Annotated in this window: 20 protein-coding genes; 19 read left to right on the forward strand and 1 reads right to left on the reverse strand. The window is 46.0% G+C overall.

The features are described from left to right. Positions 1 to 6: 6 nt before the first annotated feature. The gene (gene pepF / locus ACERC8_RS01105; RefSeq protein ID WP_373658059.1) at positions 7 to 1,809 is read left to right on the forward strand and encodes an oligoendopeptidase F; all 1,803 of its coding nucleotides are present in this window, start codon (positions 7 to 9) and stop codon (positions 1,807 to 1,809) included. Between the two features lie 49 nt (positions 1,810 to 1,858). After that, a complete protein-coding gene (locus ACERC8_RS01110; RefSeq protein WP_373658060.1) occupies positions 1,859 to 2,368 on the forward strand; it encodes a GNAT family N-acetyltransferase in 510 nt (169 codons plus the stop codon). Between the two features lie 42 nt (positions 2,369 to 2,410). Here ACERC8_RS01110 and ACERC8_RS01115 read toward each other — a convergent pair whose 3' ends face one another. Further along, positions 2,411 to 3,031, reverse strand: coding sequence for an NAD(P)-dependent oxidoreductase (locus tag ACERC8_RS01115; RefSeq protein ID WP_373658061.1), 621 nt, complete (start codon positions 3,029 to 3,031; stop codon positions 2,411 to 2,413). A 144-nt stretch (positions 3,032 to 3,175) separates the two neighbouring features. Here ACERC8_RS01115 and ACERC8_RS01120 point away from each other — a divergent pair, with 144 nt between their 5' ends. The 17 genes from ACERC8_RS01120 to mraY all read left to right on the forward strand — a co-directional run bounded on the left by ACERC8_RS01120 (position 3,176) and on the right by mraY (position 22,210). Beyond that, positions 3,176 to 3,502 (forward strand): winged helix-turn-helix transcriptional regulator, encoded by a 327-nt coding sequence (locus ACERC8_RS01120; protein WP_373658062.1) that lies wholly within the window; start codon positions 3,176 to 3,178, stop codon positions 3,500 to 3,502. Between the two features lies 1 nt (position 3,503). Continuing rightward, on the forward strand, positions 3,504 to 4,127 hold the full coding sequence (locus ACERC8_RS01125) for an HAD-IA family hydrolase (protein WP_373658063.1): 624 nt from the start codon (positions 3,504 to 3,506) through the stop codon (positions 4,125 to 4,127). Positions 4,128 to 4,148: 21 nt separating this feature from the next. Then, complete coding sequence (locus ACERC8_RS01130) at positions 4,149 to 4,856, forward strand: O-methyltransferase (RefSeq protein WP_373658064.1); 708 nt, start codon at positions 4,149 to 4,151, stop codon at positions 4,854 to 4,856. 60 nt (positions 4,857 to 4,916) lie between these two features. Next, positions 4,917 to 5,885 carry a peptidyl-prolyl cis-trans isomerase gene (locus ACERC8_RS01135; protein ID WP_373658065.1) on the forward strand — a complete coding sequence of 323 codons (969 nt, stop codon included), beginning with the start codon at positions 4,917 to 4,919 and terminating at the stop codon, positions 5,883 to 5,885. A 193-nt stretch (positions 5,886 to 6,078) separates the two neighbouring features. Continuing rightward, positions 6,079 to 6,579 (forward strand): LURP-one-related/scramblase family protein, encoded by a 501-nt coding sequence (locus ACERC8_RS01140; protein ID WP_373658066.1) that lies wholly within the window; start codon positions 6,079 to 6,081, stop codon positions 6,577 to 6,579. A gap of 14 nt (positions 6,580 to 6,593) precedes the next feature. Then, positions 6,594 to 9,212, forward strand: a complete 2,619-nt coding sequence (alaS, locus tag ACERC8_RS01145) for an alanine--tRNA ligase (RefSeq protein WP_373658067.1) — start codon at positions 6,594 to 6,596, stop codon at positions 9,210 to 9,212. Positions 9,213 to 9,892: 680 nt separating this feature from the next. After that, positions 9,893 to 11,236, forward strand: coding sequence for a DEAD/DEAH box helicase (locus tag ACERC8_RS01150; RefSeq protein ID WP_373658068.1), 1,344 nt, complete (start codon positions 9,893 to 9,895; stop codon positions 11,234 to 11,236). A gap of 980 nt (positions 11,237 to 12,216) precedes the next feature. Beyond that, positions 12,217 to 13,005: an amino acid ABC transporter permease gene (locus ACERC8_RS01155; RefSeq protein WP_373658069.1), complete on the forward strand. Its 789-nt coding sequence runs from the start codon at positions 12,217 to 12,219 to the stop codon at positions 13,003 to 13,005. Then, positions 12,998 to 13,741: an amino acid ABC transporter ATP-binding protein gene (locus tag ACERC8_RS01160; protein ID WP_373658070.1), complete on the forward strand. Its 744-nt coding sequence runs from the start codon at positions 12,998 to 13,000 to the stop codon at positions 13,739 to 13,741. Before ACERC8_RS01155 ends, ACERC8_RS01160 begins: the two co-directional genes overlap by 8 nt. Positions 13,742 to 13,818: 77 nt before the next feature. Further along, on the forward strand, positions 13,819 to 14,043 hold the full coding sequence (locus ACERC8_RS01165; RefSeq protein ID WP_373658071.1) for a DUF4059 family protein: 225 nt from the start codon (positions 13,819 to 13,821) through the stop codon (positions 14,041 to 14,043). Between the two features lie 23 nt (positions 14,044 to 14,066). Continuing rightward, positions 14,067 to 14,981 (forward strand): thioredoxin-disulfide reductase, encoded by a 915-nt coding sequence (trxB, locus tag ACERC8_RS01170; RefSeq protein WP_373658072.1) that lies wholly within the window; start codon positions 14,067 to 14,069, stop codon positions 14,979 to 14,981. Positions 14,982 to 15,094: 113 nt separating this feature from the next. After that, positions 15,095 to 16,564, forward strand: a complete 1,470-nt coding sequence (locus tag ACERC8_RS01175) for a nicotinate phosphoribosyltransferase (RefSeq protein ID WP_373658073.1) — start codon at positions 15,095 to 15,097, stop codon at positions 16,562 to 16,564. Continuing rightward, the gene (gene nadE, locus ACERC8_RS01180; RefSeq protein WP_373658074.1) at positions 16,561 to 17,385 is read left to right on the forward strand and encodes an ammonia-dependent NAD(+) synthetase; all 825 of its coding nucleotides are present in this window, start codon (positions 16,561 to 16,563) and stop codon (positions 17,383 to 17,385) included. Before ACERC8_RS01175 ends, nadE begins: the two co-directional genes overlap by 4 nt. Before the next feature lie 264 nt (positions 17,386 to 17,649). After that, positions 17,650 to 18,600 carry a 16S rRNA (cytosine(1402)-N(4))-methyltransferase RsmH gene (rsmH, locus tag ACERC8_RS01185; protein ID WP_373658075.1) on the forward strand — a complete coding sequence of 317 codons (951 nt, stop codon included), beginning with the start codon at positions 17,650 to 17,652 and terminating at the stop codon, positions 18,598 to 18,600. Positions 18,601 to 18,605: 5 nt separating this feature from the next. Continuing rightward, on the forward strand, positions 18,606 to 18,929 hold the full coding sequence (gene ftsL, locus ACERC8_RS01190; protein ID WP_373658076.1) for a cell division protein FtsL: 324 nt from the start codon (positions 18,606 to 18,608) through the stop codon (positions 18,927 to 18,929). A gap of 2 nt (positions 18,930 to 18,931) precedes the next feature. Then, positions 18,932 to 21,184 (forward strand): penicillin-binding protein PBP2X, encoded by a 2,253-nt coding sequence (gene pbp2X / locus ACERC8_RS01195; RefSeq protein ID WP_373658077.1) that lies wholly within the window; start codon positions 18,932 to 18,934, stop codon positions 21,182 to 21,184. Between the two features lie 15 nt (positions 21,185 to 21,199). Beyond that, on the forward strand, positions 21,200 to 22,210 hold the full coding sequence (gene mraY, locus ACERC8_RS01200; protein ID WP_373658080.1) for a phospho-N-acetylmuramoyl-pentapeptide-transferase: 1,011 nt from the start codon (positions 21,200 to 21,202) through the stop codon (positions 22,208 to 22,210). Positions 22,211 to 22,707 lie beyond the last annotated feature (497 nt).

Below are 22,707 nucleotides of genomic sequence, written 5' to 3' on the forward strand. Positions count from 1 at the left end.
TGATTTATGTCAGAAAATCGGACACATCTTGATGTCAAGCACACTTGGGACTTGACCACTATTTTCCCAACAGATGAGGCGTGGGAGGCGGAGTTTGAAGCTTTACAGACTGATGTTGAATCAGCAGTAGCGTATCAAGGGCATTTGCTGGACTCGGCGGCTAGTCTTTTGGAAATCACAGAAGCTCAGTTAGGCTTAGCGCGTCGCATCGAAAAACTCTATGTCTATGCTTCCATGAAAAATGATGAGGACACGACAGTTGCTAAGTATCAGGAGTTCCAAGCTAAAGCACTGTCAGTTTATGCGGCATTCAGTGGAACGTTTGCCTTCTATGAACCAGAGTTTATGACCATCACAGAGGAGCAGTACCAGGAGTTTCTGTCAGAAGAAGCAGGACTTGCGCTTTATAAGCACTATTTTGAGCGCTTATTCCAACAAAAAGAACATGTTCTATCACAGGCAGAAGAAGAGCTTTTGGCTGGCGCCAGCGAGATTTTCGGTTCCGCATCCGAGACCTTCTCCATTTTAGATAATGCGGATATCCTTTTCCCAATAGTACCAGATGGTGAGGGTGGTGTAGTCGAGTTGACTCATGGGACTTACATCAAATTGTTGGAAAATAAGGACCGTGATGTCCGCCGTGAGGCCTATGAAGGTTTGTATAGTGTTTACGAGCAGTTCCAACACACCTATGCCAAGACGTTACAAACCAATGTCAAGGTTCACAACTACAAGGCCAAGGTCAGAAAATACGCCTCTGCCCGTCAAGCGGCTCTAGCAGCCAATTTTATCCCAGAGTCTGTTTATGAGACCTTGGTTGAAACAGTTAACAAACACCTGCCCTTGCTGCATCGCTACATCAAACTCCGTCAGGATATCCTTGACTTGCCTGACCTCAAGATGTATGATCTCCTAACCCCGCTGTCAGAAACTGACCTCTCAATGACCTATGAGGAAGCGTTGACCAAGGGACAAGAAGTCTTGTCTATTTTTGGAGAGGATTATGCCCGTCGGGTTAAGGAGGCGTTTGAGAACCGTTGGATTGATGTTCACGAGAACAAGGGCAAGCGCTCTGGTGCTTATTCTGGTGGGTCTTACGATACCAATGCTTTTATGCTGCTCAACTGGCAAGACAACCTCAACAACTTCTACACCTTGCTTCACGAGACGGGTCACAGCATGCACTCCATGTACACTCGTGAGAACCAGCCGTATGTGTACGGTGATTACTCTATTTTCTTAGCAGAGATTGCCTCAACGACTAATGAGAATATCCTGACTGAAGCCCTCCTGCAAGAGGTGACGGATGAGAAGGTTCGCTTTGCTATTCTCAATAACTACCTTGATGGTTTCCGTGGTACCATCTTCCGTCAAACCCAGTTTGCTGAGTTTGAAGATGCTATCCACAAGGCTGATCAAGCTGGAGAAGTGCTGACCAGTGACTACCTCAACAAGCTCTATGCGGATATCAATGAGAAGTACTATGGTCTCTCTGCTGAGGACAATCCGCAAATTCAGTATGAGTGGGCGCGTATTCCGCACTTCTACTATAACTACTATGTTTATCAGTATGCAACAGGCTTTGCAGCTGCTAATTTCTTGGCAGATAAGATTGTCTATGGCACACAAGAGGATAAGGATAAGTATCTGGACTACCTCAAGGCTGGTAACTCAGATTACCCACTCAACGTCATCAAAAAAGCTGGTGTTGATATGGAAGAAGTGGACTATCTTGAAGCAGCCTTCGCTGTTTTTGAGAAACGCTTGATCGAGTTGGAAGAGTTGGTTGCAAAAGGTGCACACAAATAGATGATAAAAGGGCGGCTGACTGCCCTTTTTCGTTAAGGAGGGATAACCGATGGACATTAGACGATTAGCAGTAACTGATGAAGTTGCTTTTCTCGATTTTAACCTCCTTTTAGTGGCGGAACGTGAAGCAGGAAATGGGTTTGTTGAAACCAGACCAGTTACTGATTTTCTAGCCTTCTACGAAAAGACCAGACGAGAGGAAACAACAACTGCCAACCCTGACTGGTCAACGTCAACCAATTATTACGCCTTTATCGGTGATGAGATAGCTGGACGAATCGGTTGTCGTTGGGAATTGGATAAGGGGGATTTAGCGACTGTGGGTGGCCATATCGGCTATGTTACTTCACCCAAGTTTCGGCAGCAGGGGGTTATGAGGACTCTGCTCCGCTATGCCCTTGACCGCTACGAGGAAAGAGGAATTAACCGTGTCTTTATCACTGCTTTGGCGGACAATCTGCCCAGTTGCAAGACGATTGAGAGTGTCGGCGGTGTGTTGCAGGACATTATCACTCTTAAGGACGGAAAAACCTTAGCCCGCTATTGGGTGACGAGATAAGAAAACCCCACTCTCAACTATCTATCGAGAGTGGGGTTGATTTTAGCGCTCAGATACAGCTGTAAACCGTTGGCGGATGAAACGGGCGTTTTCCAGCTCATCAACCATGGCCAAGGCGTAGTCGGCATAGCTGATGTAGCTCTCACCAGCAGCGTTGAGGATGAGTTCTTCGCCACCAAGGGTATAAGCCCCTGTTGCCCGTCCGTCTGGATCAAAGGTCATTGCTGGACTGAAATAGGTCCAAGCGACCGTTGAAAATAGGCGTAGAACAGCAAGCCCAGCATTTGAGGCCTGAATAAAGGGAACAAAATCCTCGGGAAATTCAGGCTGGCTGGTGTGGCTATCATCTAGATAGAGACTGCCAGCACCGCCGACAACAAGGAGACGGGTGTCACTGTCTGACAAGAGGCGGGCAATGTGACGATGCCCTTCCTCAAAGAGATGAAAGAGGTCTGGTGTCCAAAAACCTGTTGCAATGATAAGGGCGTCCAGACCCGCGACATCTGCTGTCGTGATGGAGAGGATGTCTTTTTCGATGACAGGTGTTAGGTCCGTTTTTTGAGCATCGCGGACGATGGCTGTGACCTCATGACCGCGCTTGAGAGCTTCTTGAGCAATGCGTTTGCCAGCTTTTCCGTTGGCACCGATAATGGCAATTTTCATAGAGTCTACCTACCTTTTTTGACAAAATTGTGTTATAATCGATTACACCACTATTTTAACAAGTTAGTAGAAAATAACAAGTAGGTTTTTTATGAATAGTTAGTATCTTTTGGGATAGAAATGGATGATATAAAGGAGAAAAAGATGGAATTATTTGGCAAGTGCCCGTTTGTAACCACGCAAAAACTCATTTCAGGGAAATGGGCGATTTTGATTTTGCATCATTTGGATGGACAGACCAAGCGATTTGGGGAACTCCAACGAGATCTGGGAGAAATTACCCAATCAACCCTGACCAAGCAATTACGCTATCTAGAAGACGAGGGCTTGATTACACGAACGGTTTACCCAGAAGTCCCGCCTCGGGTTGAGTATCGCTTAACAGCGATTGGGCAGGAATTTCACGCTGTCTTAGAGCAAATCGAGGTCTGGGGTGGGAAGTATATTAGAACACTCAAAGAGGGAAATTAGAATGACAAAAACCGCGTTTATTTGGGATTTTGACGGTACTCTAGCAGATTCTTATCCAGCCATTATGATCGTGCTAAAACAGCTCTATGCGCAGCATGGCTGGGCTTTCGATGAGACGGAAGTTGGGGAGTTTATCCTTCGGACTTCCGTTAAACACTTGTTGGAGACTCAAGCAAAGAAGGCTGATTTAGAAGGTGATGATCTCCAACTGATGGCTAGTTTTATGGCAGGGCAGGAGCAGTTAGATGACCAGATTATCCTGATGCCAGGTGCTCTAGACGTTCTGGCTCAGACAGCTTCTGCTGGTGTCCATCACTTTATCTATACCCACAAGGGAGCAACGACTGATGCGGTCCTCGAACGCCTGGGCATTGCTGATTATTTCACTGAGGTGATTAACAGCACTCACGGCTTTGCCAGAAAACCAGAGCCGGATGCTCTTTTCTATCTTTTGGACAAGTATGGACTGGACAAAACCCAGACCTACTATATTGGTGACCGTTCTCTGGATAGGGAAGCTGCCGAGCGGGCAGGAATTCACTCCATTAATCTGACCCAGCCAGACAGTCCAACCAATACCAACATTGAACACTTACGGGATATTTTGGCACTACCGATTTTCTAGTAAATATGGTACAATCGTCTTATGGTAAAAACATATAATGAACACTCCAATAACAACATGAGACGCCCCGTGGTCAAGCCTGAAATTGTTGATTTTATGCGACACCAGCAGGCGCCGGTTACTGGTCATCTGGCAGAGCTTGAGGCTTTTGCCAAGGCACACAATGTCCCTGTGATTCCCCATGAGACAGTGGCTTATTTTCGCTTTCTCTTGCAGACCTTGCAACCCAAGCAGATTTTAGAAGTCGGAACGGCTATCGGCTTTTCAGCTCTACTCATGGCTGATAATGCCCCGTCTGCCCAAATCACGACCATCGACCGCAATCCTGAGATGATTGAGCTGGCTAAGGCTAATTTTTCCAAGTATGATCATTGCCAGCAAATTACCCTCTTGGAGGGCGATGCGGTGGATCTTTTGGGTGGATTGACGGAAACTTATGACCTCGCCTTTATGGATTCTGCTAAATCCAAGTACATCGTCTTTCTCCCTGAAATCCTCAAGCGATTAAGGGTCGGCGGTGTCGTCGTCATTGACGACGTATTTCAAGGCGGTGACGTTGCTCTGCCATTTGACCAAATCCACCGTGGACAACGGGCTATCTACAAGGGACTTCACAAGCTCTTTGAGGCGACCCTGAATCACCCTGATTTGACAGCAACTTTACTGCCACTAGGTGACGGGCTTTTGATGATTCGTAAAAACGCAGAAAATATTGTCCTTCCAGACTAAGTTATTTTTAAGAAAATGTGCTATAATGATAGGGTTAAGATTGAAAAGGAGTAACTAATCATGAAAAAACGCTTTGTGATGGGAGCTTTGACGCTTCTGTCGGTAACAACGCTGGCAGCTTGTGCCAAGGGGGCAACAGAAGAGACGAAGTTGGTCACAATGAAAGGTGACACGATTACAGTTTCTGATTTCTATGCAGAGGTTAAGAAAACATCTGCTGCTCAACAAGCTATGCTGACCTTGATTTTATCACGAGTTTTTGAGGAACAATATGGTGATAAAGTGTCCGAGGAAAAAGTTACTGAAGCCTATAACAAGACAGCAGAGCAGTACGGCGACAACTTTGCTAATGCTCTGGCTCAAGTCGGCTTGACAACAGAGACTTATAAGCAAGAATTGCGCAAAAATTTACTGCTGGAATATGCGGTAGAAGAAGCTGCCAAAAAAGAAATCACTGACGAAACCTATGCCAAGGCCTTTGAAACTTATACCCCAGAAATTACAGCACAAGTTATTCTCCTCCAAACAGAGGATGAAGCAAAAGCTGTTTTAGAGCAAGTTAAGGCTCAAGGCGCTGACTTTGCAGCGATTGCCAAGGAAAAAACCAAGGCTTCTGAGACGGAGTATAAGTTTGATAGTGCAGAAAACAATCTTCCTGCAGAAGTGCGTGCAGCAGCTGCGAAGCTTGATGTTAACGGTATCTCAGAGATTGTCCCTGTCACTAACCAGCAGACCTTTACGACAGGCTACTACATTATCAAGACAACGGCTAAGACAGAGAAGGCTTCTGATTGGAAGACATATAAAAATCGTTTGGAATTGATGCTTCTTGCTGAGAAAAAGGCTGACAGCAATTTCCAACGTCAAGTGGTTGCGGCAGCTTTGGAGAAGGCAAATGTTAAAATCAAAGACGATGCTTTCGCCAATATTTTATCAGCTTATGCGGCAACAGATGCTGTAGCGTCATCAAGTGCCGAAACCAGCAACAGTTCAGCAGAAACCTCTAGTTCAGAGGAAAAATCAGAATAAGGTAAGAATGAGTGTTAACCATCAATGTTCAGAAAGCTGGCGGCTGTTGTGAGCCAGTCATTGATTAACATGTCTGCTACTTACTAAGAAAATCAAATAAAGAAGAGGATGACAAGGTCATTGAATGAGGGTGGTACCGCGGTTTTTCGCCCCTCGTTTGATGGTTTTGTCATTTTTTGAGGAATGGTGCAAGATGAAGAAGTTCTATATTAAGCAAAGATTTTGGTCCTTGGCAGGCAAATTTCAGGTTAAAGACCAGCATAATCAGCCGCACTATGAGGTAGCCGGTTCCTTGCTCAAGTGGCTCAAAGAATTTACCATCACGGATATGGCTGGTCAGGAGGTCGCTCGGATTAAGCGGCAGTGGACGTGGTTTTTGCCACGCTTTACCATTACCTTAGCCAGTGGGGAGCAGTTTGCCCTGCAAAAGGAGTTTAGCTGGTTTCGCCCGCGCTATCGGATTGAGGGACTAGATATGGTTGTTCAGGGTGATTTCTGGGATATGGACTTCACCCTAAAAAAAGGCGGTCGCAAGATTGCAGACATCAATCAAGAATGGTTTCGTCTCACCTCGACCTACCAAGTGACGGTTCATGAGGAAGCCTACAGCGATTTGGTAATTGCCCTTGTTATTGCCATTGACTACGTTAAGGAAACAGAAGCGGCAGCTAGCGCTAGCTCAGCCGCTAATTAAAGGAGATATTGATAATGAGATACATGACATCAGCTGAAGTACGCCAAATGTGGCTGGATTTCTTTGCCTCAAAAGGCCACAGCGTTGAGCCATCAGCCAATTTGGTGCCGGTCAACGACCCAACCCTGCTCTGGATCAATTCTGGGGTTGCAACTTTGAAAAAATATTTTGACGGGACGGTAAATCCTGAAAATCCACGGATTACCAATGCTCAAAAATCCATCCGTACTAATGACATTGAAAATGTCGGTAAGACCGCTCGTCACCACACCATGTTTGAGATGTTGGGCAACTTTTCTATTGGGGATTATTTCCGTGATGAGGCCATTGCTTTTGCCTTTGAGCTCTTGACCAGCCCAGACTGGTTTGCTATGCCTTTGGACAAGCTCTACATGACTTATTATCCTGCGGATACGGATTCTTACAATCGCTGGATTGAGCTGGGGGTTGACCCTAGCCACCTGATTCCTCTGGAGGATAATTTCTGGGAAATCGGTGCTGGACCATCAGGACCAGACACAGAGATTTTCTTTGACCGTGGAACAGACTTTGACCCAGAAAACATCGGGATTCGCCTGCTAGAAGAGGACATTGAAAACGACCGTTACATCGAGATTTGGAATGTGGTGCTGTCCCAGTTCAACGCTGATCCTGCGGTTCCACGCAGCGAGTACAAGGAACTGCCAAATAAAAACATCGATACGGGAGCTGGTCTGGAGCGTCTGGTCTCCATTTTCCAAGGGGCTAAGACCAACTTTGAGACCGACCTCTTCCTGCCGATTATCGAGCGAGTGGAAGCCATGTCTGGTAAGACCTATGACCCTGATGGCGACAACATGAGCTTCAAGGTTATCGCTGACCATATCCGTGCCCTCAGTTTTGCCATCGGTGATGGGGCTCTGCCTGGAAACGAAGGGCGTGGCTACGTTCTTCGTCGCCTCCTCCGTCGTGCGGTCATGCACGGTCGCCGTCTCGGCATTGATAAGCCCTTCCTTTACGAGCTGGTCGTGACAGTGGGCGAGATCATGAAGAGCTACTACCCAGAAATCCTTGAAAAACGTGACTTCATTGAGAAAATTGTCAAGCGAGAAGAAGAAACTTTTGCTCGCACCATTGACGCAGGGTCTGTTCACTTGGAAGAGCTCTTGGCAGATTTGAAAAAAGCAGGGCAGGCCACCGTGTCTGGTCAGGATATTTTCAAACTCTATGACACCTATGGTTTCCCTGTTGAGTTGACCGAAGAATTGGCAGAGGATGCTGGCTTTGCCATTGACCACGAGGGCTTCAAGGCAGCCATGAAAGAGCAGCAAGACCGCGCTCGTGCTAGCGTGGTAAAAGGTGGCTCTATGGGCATGCAAAACGAGACGTTGGCTGCGCTGGTTGAGCCATCCACCTTTATCTACGGAGAGACTAGCTTGACGAGCCCGCTCTCTGTCATCATCGCTGACAATGAAAGGACAGAAGCCATCTCTGAGGGACAAGCGCTGTTGCTCTTTGAGCAAACGCCGTTTTATGCGGAGATGGGTGGTCAGGTGGCTGACCACGGTGTGATTAAAAATGACAAGGGTGACACGGTGGCGAAGGTCATTGATGTCCAAAAGGCGCCGAATGGACAGCCGCTCCACACCGTAGAAGTATTGGCTAGCCTGTCTGTTGGTACAAGCTATGTGCTGGAGATTGATAAGGCACGCCGTCAGGCGGTGGAGAAAAACCATACTGCGACGCACTTGCTCCATGCAGCCCTCCACGACATCATCGGTGAGCATGCGACCCAAGCAGGCTCCCTTAACGAAGCTGGTTTCCTTCGCTTTGACTTTACCCACTTTGAGGCGGTGACAGCAGAAGAGCTCCGCCGTATCGAGGAGCAGGTTAATGAGAAAATTTGGGAGGCCCTTCCTGTTGTGACCGTTGAAACGGATGTGGAGACGGCAAAAGGCATGGGAGCCATGGCTCTCTTTGGCGAGAAGTACGGCAAGGTTGTGCGTGTCGTGACCATTGGCGACTATTCCATCGAGCTTTGTGGGGGAACCCATGTCGGCAATACCGCTGAAATCGGCCTCTTCAAGATTGTCAAAGAAGAGGGAATCGGCTCTGGAACTCGTCGTCTCCTAGCGGTGACAGGTCGCGAAGCCTTCTTGGCTTACCGTGAGCAAGAGGACGCCCTCAAGACCATTGCGGCAACCTTGAAAGCTCCGCAACTGAAAGAGGTGCCAAATAAGGTCGCTAGCCTGCAAGCCGACCTCCGTGAGTTGCAAAAAGAAAATGCCAGTCTGAAAGAAAAAGCTGCAGCAGCGGCAGCTGGTGACCTCTTTAAGGAGGTCAAGGAAGCAAACGATCTTCACTACATTGCTAGTCAAGTTGATGTTGCTGATGTAGGGGCTCTTCGCACTTTTGCAGACAATTGGAAGCAGGGAGACTACTCAGATGTCTTGGTTCTGGTAGCGGCTATCGGAGACAAGGTAAACCTCCTTGTCGCTAGCAAGTCAGCAAACGCCCACGCTGGCAATCTGGTTAAGGCGCTCGCTCCTATCATCAACGGTCGTGGTGGCGGTAAGCCAGACATGGCCATGGCAGGAGGAGCTGACGCTAGCAAGATAGCGGACTTACTGGCAGCTGTTGGTGAGAATTTATAGTAGTGCAGAGGCTGGGACAAATGTCCTAACCTTCCCTTTTTGTTATTGTTAACAAAGTTAGACGCAGTGGTTGGGTGCTTCAAGGTGCCTGTGCCTTGAAGGTGGCAACTCTACTCTCTAATGTTCTGGTGTTATCACCTGAACAGCCCTAACGAATGAGGAAAGCAATATTTCCCAAATTTCAAACCTCAAATCGCCACTTCTTAACTGTTGAAGCCATGCGGAGGTGGGATAAAAAGGTCAGGATGCCTTTTTATCGGGAAATGAAACTTGCTGAGCAAGTGTCAAAAACGGTCTGGGAGAGATCGTTTTAGCCCGAACCCTAGATATTTGACAGGTGGGGAGGCATCAACTACTAATCAATGACCGATTGAGTCCCGCTCTCAGACTTGAGAAAAAGTCGTTTAGACTGTTTTCTTCAGTCTTTTTTGCTACTCAGTTGTGCAGGATAGCTACTCGTGAGAAAATGATAGTAGACTTGCATTATTGGTGAATAGCTATAAAAGTAGGAATCGTTTTTAACAGGTAGCGATGTTATGCTTCTTTTGATATCAGAAAAACGATATCTTAGCTCATGATATGGCAAGTGATATTCCAGTAAGTCTTTGGAACTCAAACCTACGTCCGTATCTTTCTCATGCAAAGTATGGTATAATAGAAGACAAAGAAACGAGGTTATCATGTCATTTAAGGATTTTAATTTTAAGCCCTTTATCCAAGTAGCGTTGGACGAGGTGAACTTTATTCAGCCGACAGGAGTGCAGCAAAAGCTGATTCCTGTGGTGCGTTCGGGTCGCGACTTGGTCGGCGAGTCAAAGACTGGTTCCGGTAAGACCCACACTTTCCTCTTGCCTATTTTTGAAAAGATTGATCCAGCGGTGGACCACGTACAGGTGGTCATCACAGCACCGTCTCGAGAGCTGGCAACCCAGATTTACCAAGCTACTCGTCAGATTGCAACACACTCGGCTGAGGAGATTCGGGTGGTCAACTATGTCGGTGGCACAGATAAACTCCGCCAAATTGAGAAGCTAACTAGTAGCCAGCCTCACATTGTCATCGGGACGCCGGGTCGGATTTATGACTTGGTCAAATCAGGTGATTTGGGTATCCATAAGGCACATACCTTTGTCGTGGACGAAGCCGATATGACCTTAGACATGGGCTTCTTAGACACGGTAGATAAGATCGCGGCTAGCCTGCCCAAGCAGGTGCAAATCCTGGTCTTCTCAGCGACGATTCCACAGAAGCTCCAGCCCTTTCTCAAAAAATACCTAACCAACCCTGTCATGGAGCAAATCAAGACCAAAACAGTCATCGCAGACACCATTGACAACTGGCTGGTCTCCACCAAAGGGCGGGATAAGAATGCTCAGATTTTGGCGATTGCAAAGACTCTACAGCCTTACTTGGCCATGATTTTCGTCAACACCAAGGAGCGAGCGGACGACCTTCACGGCTATCTGGTCGCCAATGGGCTCAAGGTAGCTAAAATCCATGGTGGCATTCAGCCCCGTGAGCGCAAACGCATTATGGCGCAGGTCAAGCACTTAGACTACGAGTACATCGTAGCGACTGATTTAGCAGCGCGCGGTATCGACATTGAGGGGGTCAGTCACGTCATCAATGATGCCATTCCTCAAGATTTGTCCTTCTTTGTTCACCGAGTGGGGCGAACGGGTCGCAATGGCTTGCGCGGCACAGCTATCACCCTCTATCACCCGAGCGATGACAGCGATATTCGTGAGCTAGAGAAACTTGGCGTGACGTTTACACCAAAAACCATCAAAGATGGCGAAATCATTGATACCTACGACCGCGATCGTCGAGTCAATCGGGAAAAATCTCATGAGAAACTCGACATCGAGATGATTGGTTTGGTTAAAAAGAAAAAGAAGAAAATCAAACCAGGCTACAAGAAAAAAATCCAGTGGGCGGTCAAAGAAAAACGCCGTAAGGAAAAACGCATTGAAGCTCGTGCCAAAGGCAGAGCCGAGCGCAAAGCTAAAAAGCAAAGTTTTTAAGTTGTTTTTCCTGAATGTGAAGAAAACAAATAAAGATTGAAGAGGTGGCGTTTGAGCCTATTCTTCAATCTTTTTGTTGTTGCTGATAGAAAGTGGTAACACAATCATTGGAAACAAGCCTCTTTTGGGATCATAATAAAAGCAATCTATTACAATAGGAAGGTGGTGTTCGCTATGGAACGGTACTTGGTTTGGATGGGAATTGCAATTATTCAACTTATGATTATCATATTGTTGAATAATCAAAAAAGTCATTTGGCAAATCAGTTGACCCATTTACTCTTAGAGCCTAGGTCGGAGGACAGGTTTTTGCGCTAATTAAAAACTGATTCAGAGCCTGATCGCATCAAAAAAATCAATCAACAATATGCCGTTGGACTTGCTAATTCGGTAAAAATTGCTAAAGATGTGGACTAATGATAGCAGTTGCTTATGACAGAACAGACATTCCCTAGAAAAGGTGATAAAATGACCAAATAATTAGTGTTATTGGATTTAGAGTGATCGAAAGTTATTGTCCTGTCGATGCGGACAGTCGACAATCAAGAGGTGGATGATCAGGTTACTCAGTCCTTATAAGAGACCATTGCCATCGTGAAACAAGAGAAGTATCACGGACTGGTCTTGGAAACTAGACTTGGAAAGGCTCGTCAGAGTTTTGCTGATTTGGTGATTAAAAAGGTCATTCGCTTGACCCCCTGAGGAGCGACAAGTTTGGGAAAATTTCAAGGAAAGAGAGGGCAATCAGGCGACCAAAAATGGCATGTTAGGCTATTTAGCCAGTGCTTTTCATGGGTTTAGGTGATCACTTGTTTATCTTTACAAACCAGATGCGGTGGCATCTGGTTTTTTCTTCATAAGATTTTCCTATCGTGTCTATTAGAACTAACTATTAGAAAATAGAGGAAGAATGTGATAGACTAGTATAATTAGTAGCAGTTCCATGTAAACTTTTGGAACGTTAGAAAGGAACCTATCCTATGTTTTTAGTAGCCGTACCAGCATGGTATCAGGAGTTTTTAGAATGGATTCCAGCTGGTAAATTATTTAGTTGGCGAGCGGTATTTGATGCCCTGCCAAAGATTTTAGAACGTCTCCCTGTGACCTTGGGGCTGACGTTTGCAGGAGCATGTTTCGGCTTGGTACTAGCTCTGCTATTTGCCATCGTCAAAATCAATCGGGTCAAGGTGCTTTACCCAATCCAAGCGGTTTTTGTGAGTTTTTTGCGGGGGACGCCCGTTCTGGTGCAACTTATGCTGACCTACTACGGGATTCCGCTGGTGCTCAAAGCCATCAATACGAAGTATGGGTTTAACTTTAATATTAACGATATTCCTGCACAGGTTTTTGCCATCACTGCCTTTGCTTTTAATGAAGCAGCCTACACCAGCGAGACCCTTCGGGCAGCGATTTTATCGGTCAATCCTGGTGAGATTGAAGCAGCGAGGAGTCTTGGCATGACCGAGGCTCAGGTCTACCGTCGGGTAATCATTCCCCATGCGGCGGTGGTCGCAACCCCCACACTCATCAATACCCTGATTGGTTTGACCAAGGGCACATCGTTAGCCTTTAACGCAGGGATCGTGGAAATGTTTGCTCAGGCTCAGATTTTGGGTGGGAGTGACTACCGTTATTTCGAGCGCTTCATCTCTGTTGCCTTGATTTACTGGGGGATTAGCATTATCATCGAAAATATCGGTCGTTTGATCGAGAAGAAGATGGAAATCAAGTCACCAGACCGTGTGGAAGGAGGACGAGTACATGATTAAAATCAGCAACCTCTCAAAGGAATTTTCTGGACAAACTGTCTTGGACAACCTCAATTTGACCATCGAGAAAGGGGAGGTTATCGCCCTGGTCGGTGCATCAGGAGCAGGTAAATCGACCTTTTTACGGTCGCTCAATTACTTGGAAAAGCCTGACACAGGCAGTATTGACATTGACGGTTTTACCGTTGATTTCGGCAAGATTAGTAAGGAACAGGTGTTGACCTTGCGTCGCAAATTAGCCATGGTGTTCCAGCAATTCAACCTCTTTGAACGTCGGACGGCCCTTGATAATGTTAAAGAAGGCCTTAAACTGGTCAAGAAACTCTCCGACGAAGAAGCGACAGCTATCGCCAAAGAAGAGTTGGCAAAAGTCGGCCTAGCCGACCGTATGGGGCACTACCCCAAACATCTCTCTGGCGGTCAGAAACAGCGGGTTGCTATTGCTCGGGCATTGGCCATGAAACCTGATGTCTTGCTTCTGGACGAGCCCACCTCAGCCCTTGACCCTGAGCTGGTCGGTGAAGTTGAAAAATCCATCGCAGCAGCAGCCAAGAACGGTCAAACCATGATTTTGGTCAGTCACGACATGGGCTTTGTCTACGAAGTGGCAGATAAGGTACTTTTCCTTGAAAAAGGGAAAATTTTGGAAGAAGGCACGCCAGATCAGATTTTTAACCAGCCGAAACATGAGCGAACAAGAGAGTTTTTCGCTAACTATAAGAAGAATTTTAATTAGTCGAAAAAAGCAAGAAGTTTTGATATAATGAGAATACTCCTTTTTAGTGAGTATTTTTATGATGTGGAGACAAGGACATGCTGGCAGAGATTTTTGGTTTTTATTTACAAGGGCTGGGTCTTTCGGCGATAACAGCAGTTGTTCTGGGAGGGCTATGGTTACTCTACCGCGCGGCTAGGGGATTGGACGATAGTCAAAAACAACGCCGTCGAGTGCTTTATGAGCTGTCTCTTATGCTGCTGATGACGATTCCGGTCATGGCCTTCGCCTTTATGGCTATTTTGTTAATGGTGAAATCTTAAAAATAAATAAGGAAGTAAACGATATGTACGATACGATTATTATTGGTAGTGGGCCTGCGGGCATGACTGCTGCCCTCTATGCAGCACGTAGTAACTTAAAAACAGCACTGATTGAGCAGGGGGCACCTGGTGGTCAGATGAATAACACCCTGGACATTGAAAACTACCCAGGTTTTGACCTGATTACAGGACCAGAATTGTCCATGAAAATGCACGAACCCTTAGAAAAAATGGGTGTTGAAAACCTTTACGGTATTGTCACTGGTATTGAGGACAAGGGTGACCATAAATTGGTGAAAACAGCTGACACGACCTATGAGACGAAGACAGTCATTGTGGCGACAGGAGCCAAGCACCGTCTCTTGGGAGCACCTGGTGAGGATACCTATACTAGCCGTGGGGTCTCCTACTGTGCGGTCTGCGATGGGGCATTCTTCCGAGGACAAGACCTATTGGTTGTCGGTGGTGGAGACTCTGCTGTTGAAGAGGCCCTCTTTCTGACACGATTTGCTTCTAGTGTGACCATTATTCACCGACGTGATGAACTTCGTGCCCAAAAAGTTTTGCAAGACAGAGCCTTTGCTAACGATAAGATTAAGTTTATCTGGGACAGTGTCGTTAAGGAAATTAAAGGCAGTGACATCAAGGTTGATAGTGTTTTGGTGGAGAATGTCAAAACTGGTGAGCTGTCTGAACATGCCTTTGGCGGGGTCTTTATCTATGTTGGTCTAGACCCGGTTTCAGGTATGGTTGACGGTCTTGGCATTACAGATGATCAAGGGTGGATTGTGACAGATGAGCTGATGCGTACAGTGGTACCTGGAATTTTTGCCATCGGTGATGTTCGTCAAAAACACCTGCGTCAGATTACAACTGCTGTGGGTGATGGCGCCATCGCTGGTCAGCAGGCTTATCAGTACATTGTGGAACACGGATAAAAGAGCCTGTTCTTGTTATTGAGTAAAAGTTCACAAAAATAGCCCTCTTGGGCTATTTTTGGTATAATGGTGAGGTGAAAACTAGCTCTGCTATGTCCAGAAAAGGAGAAAATATGCTATACCCAGATGACAGTTTAACCCTGCATACGGATTTGTACCAGATTAACATGATGCAAGTCTATTTTAAGCAAGGTATTCACAACAAGCATGCGGTCTTTGAGGCTTACTTCCGAAAGCTCCCCTTTAACAATGGTTATGCCGTGTTTGCAGGCTTGGAGCGCTTGGTCAAGTACCTGCAGAATTTACGTTTTACGGAGACAGACATCGCTTACCTGCGGGAGATGAGCTATGATGAGGACTATCTGGCTTATCTAACAGACTTTAAGCTCCAGCTAACGGTTCGGTCGGCGCGTGAGGGGGACTTGGTCTTTGCCAATGAGCCCTTGGTGCAGATTGAAGGCTCGCTAGCCCATTGCCAGTTGATTGAGACCGCCCTGCTCAACATCATCAATTTCCAGACCTTGATTGCGACCAAGGCAGCTCGGATTAAGGCTGTTATCGAAGATGAGCCGCTGTTGGAATTTGGAACACGTCGGGCTCAGGAGATGGACGCTGCCATCTGGGGAACACGAGCAGCTGTTATCGGTGGGGCTGACGGAACCAGCAATGTGCGGGCAGGCAAGATTTTTGGCATTCCTGTCCTTGGAACCCATGCTCACGCTTTGGTCCAGACTTATGGTGATGATTACAAGGCCTTTAAGGCCTATGCCGAGACCCACTACGACTGTGTTTTCCTAGTTGACACCTATGATACCCTTCGAGTTGGGGTGCCTGCGGCCATCGATGTCGCTAAAGAGTTTGGGGATAAGATTAACTTTAAAGGAGTGAGACTGGATTCGGGTGATATGGCCTACCTGTCTAAGAAAGTCCGTCAACAGCTAGACGATGCTGGCTTCCCAAATGCTAAAATCTACGCCTCAAACGACCTTGATGAGAATACCATCCTCAACCTCAAGATGCAAAAGGCCAAAATTGATGTCTGGGGCGTCGGCACCAAACTGATTACTGCCTATGACCAGCCAGCTCTTGGTGCGGTTTATAAGATTGTCTCCATCGAAAACGACGAAGGGCGCATGGTTGATACCATCAAGCTCTCCAGCAACGCCGAAAAAGTCTCCACACCAGGTAAGAAACAAGTCTGGCGCATCACCAGCTGTGCCAAAGGCAAGTCAGAAGGGGACTACATCACCTATGCCGATGTCGATGTGACCAGTATGGATGAGATTTTTATGTTCCATCCCGTTTACACCTACATCAATAAGACGGTGCGTGAGTTCGAAGCCAGACCGCTCTTGATTGACATCTTCAAAGACGGTGAGCTGGTCTATGACCTGCCGAGCCTTGAGGAGATTAAAGAGTACAGCCGCCAGCAATACGACCAACTCTGGGACGAGTACAAGCGGATTCTCAACCCGCAGCCTTATCCAGTTGACCTCGCTCAAGACGTCTGGGATAACAAGATGAAGATTATCGATGACCTCCGCAAGAAAGCACAAGAACAAGCAAAGGAGAACGGGCAATGAGTTTACAAGACGAGATTATCAAGGAATTAGGGGTCAAACCTGTTATCGACCCTGCAGCAGAAATTCGCCGCTCCATCGACTTTCTAAAGGCTTATCTGCGCAAACACCCCTTTCTTAAAAGTTTGGTATTGGGCATTTCAGGTGGGCAGGATTCGACTCTCGCTGGGCGCCTGGCCCAGCTCGCCATCGCAGAGCTCCGTCAGGAGACAAGCGATGACAGTTATCAGTTCATCGCTGTGCGTCTGCCTTATGGTATCCAAGCAGATGAAGCAGATGCTCAAAAAGCCTTAGCCTTTATCCAACCGGACCAAACCCTGACGGTCAATATCAAGGAAGGGGTTGATGGCATTGTTGCTGGTTTAGCAGCAGCTGGACAGTACATCTCAGACTTCAATAAGGGCAACATCAAGGCCAGAATGCGCATGATTGCCCAGTACGCAATTGCAGGAGATAACAAGGGTGCCGTCATCGGAACGGATCATGCTGCTGAGAATATCACAGGTTTCTTTACCAAGTTTGGCGATGGTGGCGCAGACATTCTGCCTCTCTTTCGTCTCAATAAGCGGCAAGGCAAGCAACTCTTGCAAGAACTAGGAGCAGACCCTGCTCTCTACAACAAAGTCCCCATTGCAGACCTCGAAGAAAACAAGCCTCAGCAGGCTGACGAAGTGGCGCTCGGTGTCACCTACACGGCTATTGACGACTACCTTGAAGGTAAGACCATCGCAGAGCAAGACCGCCAGATTATTGAAAATTGGTGGCATAAGACCCAGCACAAACGCCATCTGCCGATTACAATTTTTGATGAGTTTTGGAAATAGCTGAGCGGCCTCTCGGTGTCTTAGTCTAATATGATGAAGTAACAAATATATAAAGAGATTTGGCTTTGATTGTCTAAAGCCAAATTTTTTAGTGTTGTGGTGAAAAGTTTGTCAGCAGATTCAGAGGCTTTCGTAGAGTCGCTGGTCAAAACTGACATTGGCTGTGATAACAATGCCTTATCGAAAACATGACAAATTCATTGCTACGTCAAAAACTCAGCCTTTCCTTTTATAAAAAATTGGAAATATGGTACAATAAAGGTTATGACAGTAGAATTTCATCATGTGACAGTACTTCTAAAAGAGACTGTGGATAGTCTTGCTATTAAGCCTGACGGTGTCTATGTTGATGCGACCTTGGGTGGCGCTGGGCATTCCAGTTACCTCTTATCTCAACTGAGTGATAAGGGGCATTTGTATTGCTTTGACCAAGATCAGGCAGCAATCGACCATGCAATGATAAGACTTAAGCCATACGTTGAAAAAGGGCAGGTGACCTTTATCCGAGCCAATTTTCGCCAGTTGAAGCAGGCTTTAGCAGCACATGGTGTGGCAGAAATCGATGGCATTATATATGATTTAGGGGTATCTAGTCCGCAGTTGGATGAGCGGGAGCGAGGATTTTCCTATAAAAAAGATGCGCCGTTAGATATGCGGATGAACCGCGACCAAGCTTTTTCTGCCTATGATGTGGTTAATGGTTATGACTACCATGATTTAGTAAGGATTTTTTTCAAGTATGGTGAGGATAAATTTGCCAAACAGATTGCCAGAAAAATCGAGCAAATCAGGCAAGTCAAACCAATCGAGACCACAACAGAACTGGCGGATATCATCAAATCTGCCAAACCAGCTAAAGAACTCAAGAAAAAAGGGCATCCTGCTAAGCAAATTTTTCAGGCTATTCGAATCGAGGTCAATGATGAATTAGGTGCAGCAGATGCCTCTATTCAGCAGGCCTTGGAACTGCTAGCTGTTGGGGGAAGAATTTCCGTCATCACCTTCCACTCCTTAGAAGATCGACTGACCAAACAGTTGTTTAAGGAGGCCTCAACTGTTGAAGTACCAAAAGGTCTCCCCTTTATCCCAGAAGACCTCCAGCCCATGGTTCGCTTGATCAATAGAAAACCGATATTACCATCTGAGGCTGAATTGATGACAAACAATCGAGCCCATTCCGCAAAATTACGGGTGGCTGAAAAAATAAGGAAGTAAAGCAAATGGCTAAGGAAAAGTATACTGAGGACCTCAGACGAGTGCTGGGGGATAAGATTAGAACCTTTTCAAGAATTGAGAAGACCTTTTACCTGTGTCTGGTTATCACTGGGATTATTATGGCAGTAAGTGTGGTTTACATGCAAATTCGACATCAGCAACTACAACAAGATATTACTGTTCTCAACAACAAGATCAATGACCAGAAGGATGAGTTGAACGATGCCAAGCAAGAAGTCAATGAATTAACACGGCTGGAACGCATTACCGACATTGTGACCAAATCAGATATAAAAACACAAAGTGGTAATTTACAGAAAGTGGATTAAGCATGAATAGATTTAAGAAATGGTTCTTGAGTTTTGTCTTGACGGATCGTCGCCAAACGCCAAAAGAAAACAGGAAACGTGTCGCACAAAATCTGATGATGTTGACCATTGTGATTTTCTTTGTTTTCATTATCAATTTTGCAGTGATTATCGGAACAGACAGCAAGTTTGGGGTCAAGTTATCTGAACTTGCTAAACAGGTTCACCAAGTTGAGCAACTCATTCCTGCTAAGCGGGGAACAATTTATGACCGTAATGGAGTGCCGATTGCAGAAGCCTCAACGACTTACACTGTCCATGCTGTGATTGATAAAAAGCACATAGATGTTGATGAGAAGCCTCTGTATGTTGAAAGCAAACATTTTCAGGCTGTTGCAGATGTTTTTCATGATGTTCTAGGTATCGAAAAAGACTACACCATCAGCCAGCTCAGTCAAGATGGGCTCGTTCAGGTTTCTTTTGGTGTCGGAGGGAGCAACATCTCCTACAGCAATATGAGAGTCATTACTGACGCTCTGAAAGAACGTGAGATTCAGGGAGTTCATTTTACAGGCAGTGCTAATCGAATGTACCCAAACGGTGCTTTTGCTTCTCAGTTTATCGGCTTGGCACAGCAACAAGAAAATAAAGACGGCAGTAAAAGCCTTATCGGTACAACAGGCATGGAGGCTTCGCTCAACAGTATCCTAGCGGGGCAAGACGGTATCGTTATTTATGAAAAGGATCGCGCCGGTTTACCCCAATTAGGCACTGGTCAGGTCAAACGGCAAGTCAAAGATGGGCAAGATGTTTATACAACCTTATCAGCACCTTTACAGATTAACCTTGAAACAGCTATGGATGAGTTTCAATCCAAAGCCAATGGTGTTTTTGCCAGTGCAACCTTAATCCATGCCAAAACAGGGCAAATTTTGGCAACAACTCAACGCCCTAGCTTTAATTCGGACACCAAGGAAGGTCTGGATGCAGAGGGCTTCTCGTGGAATAACGTCCTTTACCAGACCAATTATGAACCAGGTTCTACACTTAAGACCATAACGACAGCATCAGCTATTGATGCAGGAGTGTTTGACCCAAACCAAGCCTATTTTAACAATCAAATCCAGATTGCAGATGCCATCATTAAGGACTGGGATGTCAATTCAGGTGTCAGTGAGGGACGTTACATGACGATTGCTAATGCTCTGCCATTTTCCAGCAATATCGGGATGACGATTTTACAGCAAAAACTAGGAGATGCCCGCTGGCTGAACTACCTTGAAAAATTCCGTTTTGGCCTGCCAGCAAGGATTGGTATCGGTGGAGAAGCGACAGGTCTGCTTCCTGCGGATAATATTGTGACTTATGCGATGAGTTCCTTTGGGCAGGGGATTTCTGTGACTCAGCTCCAAATGTTGCGTGCCTTTACAGCCATCTCAAACGATGGTGTCATGGTGCAACCGCAGTTTATCAAACGTCTGTACGATCCTAATACGGACACCAACCGTGTTGCAACAACTGAAGTGATGGGTAATCCTGTATCCAAGGAAGCTACTGATCAAACACTTGAGTATATGGTACAAGTGGGCACAGATCCTTACTTTGGAACCATGTTCTACCCTAGTGCGGGCGGTCCTCTGATTCGGGTCAATGGTTACTCGATTGCAGTTAAGTCAGGAACTGCTGAAATTGCCAATCCAGATGGCGGTGGTTATTTGACTGGAGAGAATGACTATATCCACTCGGTGGTTGCCATGTTGCCTGCTGAAGATCCTGAGTTTATCATGTACACAACCATTCAGCAGCCGCGTGAGAGGTGGTCAGGTCTTTACTGGCAAAACCTGATAAATCCAATCTTGGAAGAAGCCATGTTTATCAAAGATAGTCTTGATACAACTGACCACTCGAATGAGACAGAAGTGACAGCCTACAAACTGCCTAAATTAAAAGGCGAAAACCCAGGTGATACAGCAGATGAATTGCGGCGTCACTTGCTACACCCTGTTATTTTAGGAAATGGTAATAAAATTAGTAAGGTGTCAGCTCAGGAAGGAACAGACTTGGCACCAGGTCATCAGATTTTGCTCTTGACCAACAAATTCGACACCATGCCAGATCTTTATGGCTGGACCGAAGAAAATGTCAAGCTGTTTGCAGAGTGGACAGGGATTGAACTAGAAATCAAGGGAACTGGTCGTGTGGTTAAACAAAATCAGGCCTTAGGGACGACCTTGTCAACGGTGAAAAAATTAACCGTTACACTTGGTGATGATTAGATGAAAGGAATAATGATGATTGCAGGTATTGTGGCAGGACTAGTAGCTTTTGGGCTAGTGGTGCTCCTTATGCCCTCGTTTATGAGGTTTTACAAGCTCAAAAAAATCGGTGGTCAGCAGATGCACGCCGATGTGAAACAGCATCTTGAAAAAGCTGGGACCCCTACTATGGGAGGCACTGTCTTTATCCTCGTTTCTCTCTTGGTAGCAGGTATTTTTGGTGCGCTTCTTTATAAGGGAACACCTCAGTTGGGGGCGATTTTTGGCAATCTGCTGGTGCTTTTCATTTACGGCACTATCGGGTTTTTGGACGATTTTCTGAAAATTTTCAAAAAAATCAACGAAGGCCTGACACCGAAGCAAAAGTTAGCCTTACAGATTTTTGGTGGTCTCGTGTTTTATCTGGTGCATGTGCTACCGAGCGGTACAGATAGTCTAAATATTTTGGGGATTGAGCTTCATCTTGGCATCTTTTATCTGGCATTTCTCTTGTTTTGGTTGGTTGGTTTTTCAAATGCGGTTAACCTGACAGATGGCATCGATGGTCTGTCGTCAATTTCGGTGGTGATTAGTCTTCTGGCTTATAGTGTCATCGCTGTGCAGCAAAAGCAGTTTGATGTTCTTTTGCTCAATCTGACTGTGGTAGGTGGTCTTCTGGGCTTCTTTGTCTTTAATAAAAAGCCTGCCAAGGTTTTCATGGGAGATGTGGGGAGCCTTGCTCTGGGTGCCTTATTAGCGTCTATTTCCATTACCTTGCGCCAAGAGTGGACCTTGCTACTGATTGGTCTTGTCTATGTGATTGAAACCCTTTCAGTTATGTTACAGGTTACCTACTTCAAATACACCAAGAAGAAATATGGTGAAGGGCGACGTATTTTCCGCATGACCCCCTTTCATCATCACCTTGAACTCGGTGGCTTGTCAGGCAAAGGGGATAAGTGGAGTGAATGGCAGGTTGATGCCTTCCTCTGGTCACTGGGGGCGCTGTCAAGTCTCCTTGTGCTAGCAGGTCTATATCTCTTTTGAGTAAAAACAGATGACTGAGACAGATGATTATGATTTCATAGCGAGGTGATTTCTCTAGATGCCTAGAGAGGTCGCTTCGTTTTTTGATTTCCGCCAGTGAGCATACGTTGTCGTTCTAAGTTGCTCTGTTAAAGTTGCCGATACAGAGTTGAATCATCTTAAGGAGAATGGGTCTCAGTTGGCAATTTGTAGCATTCGATTTTTCCTCACCTGTCAACTTTCTAGGGCTCGGGCTAAAATCGTTTCTCAGACTGTTTCACTCCCACGCCTGAAAATTTGAGCAGGTCTTATACTCAGCTGACGCCATCATCGTATTGATGAAGAAACTAGAGCTATCCGCTACTATCCTCACAAAGCCTAGTAGAATCGTCTTGATTAAATATAGCATATTGTACAAGAGACTATCTCTGATTTCTATATAAAAACTCTCCCTACCGCCAGTGAACCGCACCCCAAAAGTTAGACAGATAATCTAACGAATGGGGTGCTTTTTTATG

The sequence above is a fragment of the Streptococcus sp. E29BA genome, assembly GCF_041807805.1.
Taxonomy (GTDB): domain Bacteria; phylum Bacillota; class Bacilli; order Lactobacillales; family Streptococcaceae; genus Streptococcus; species Streptococcus entericus.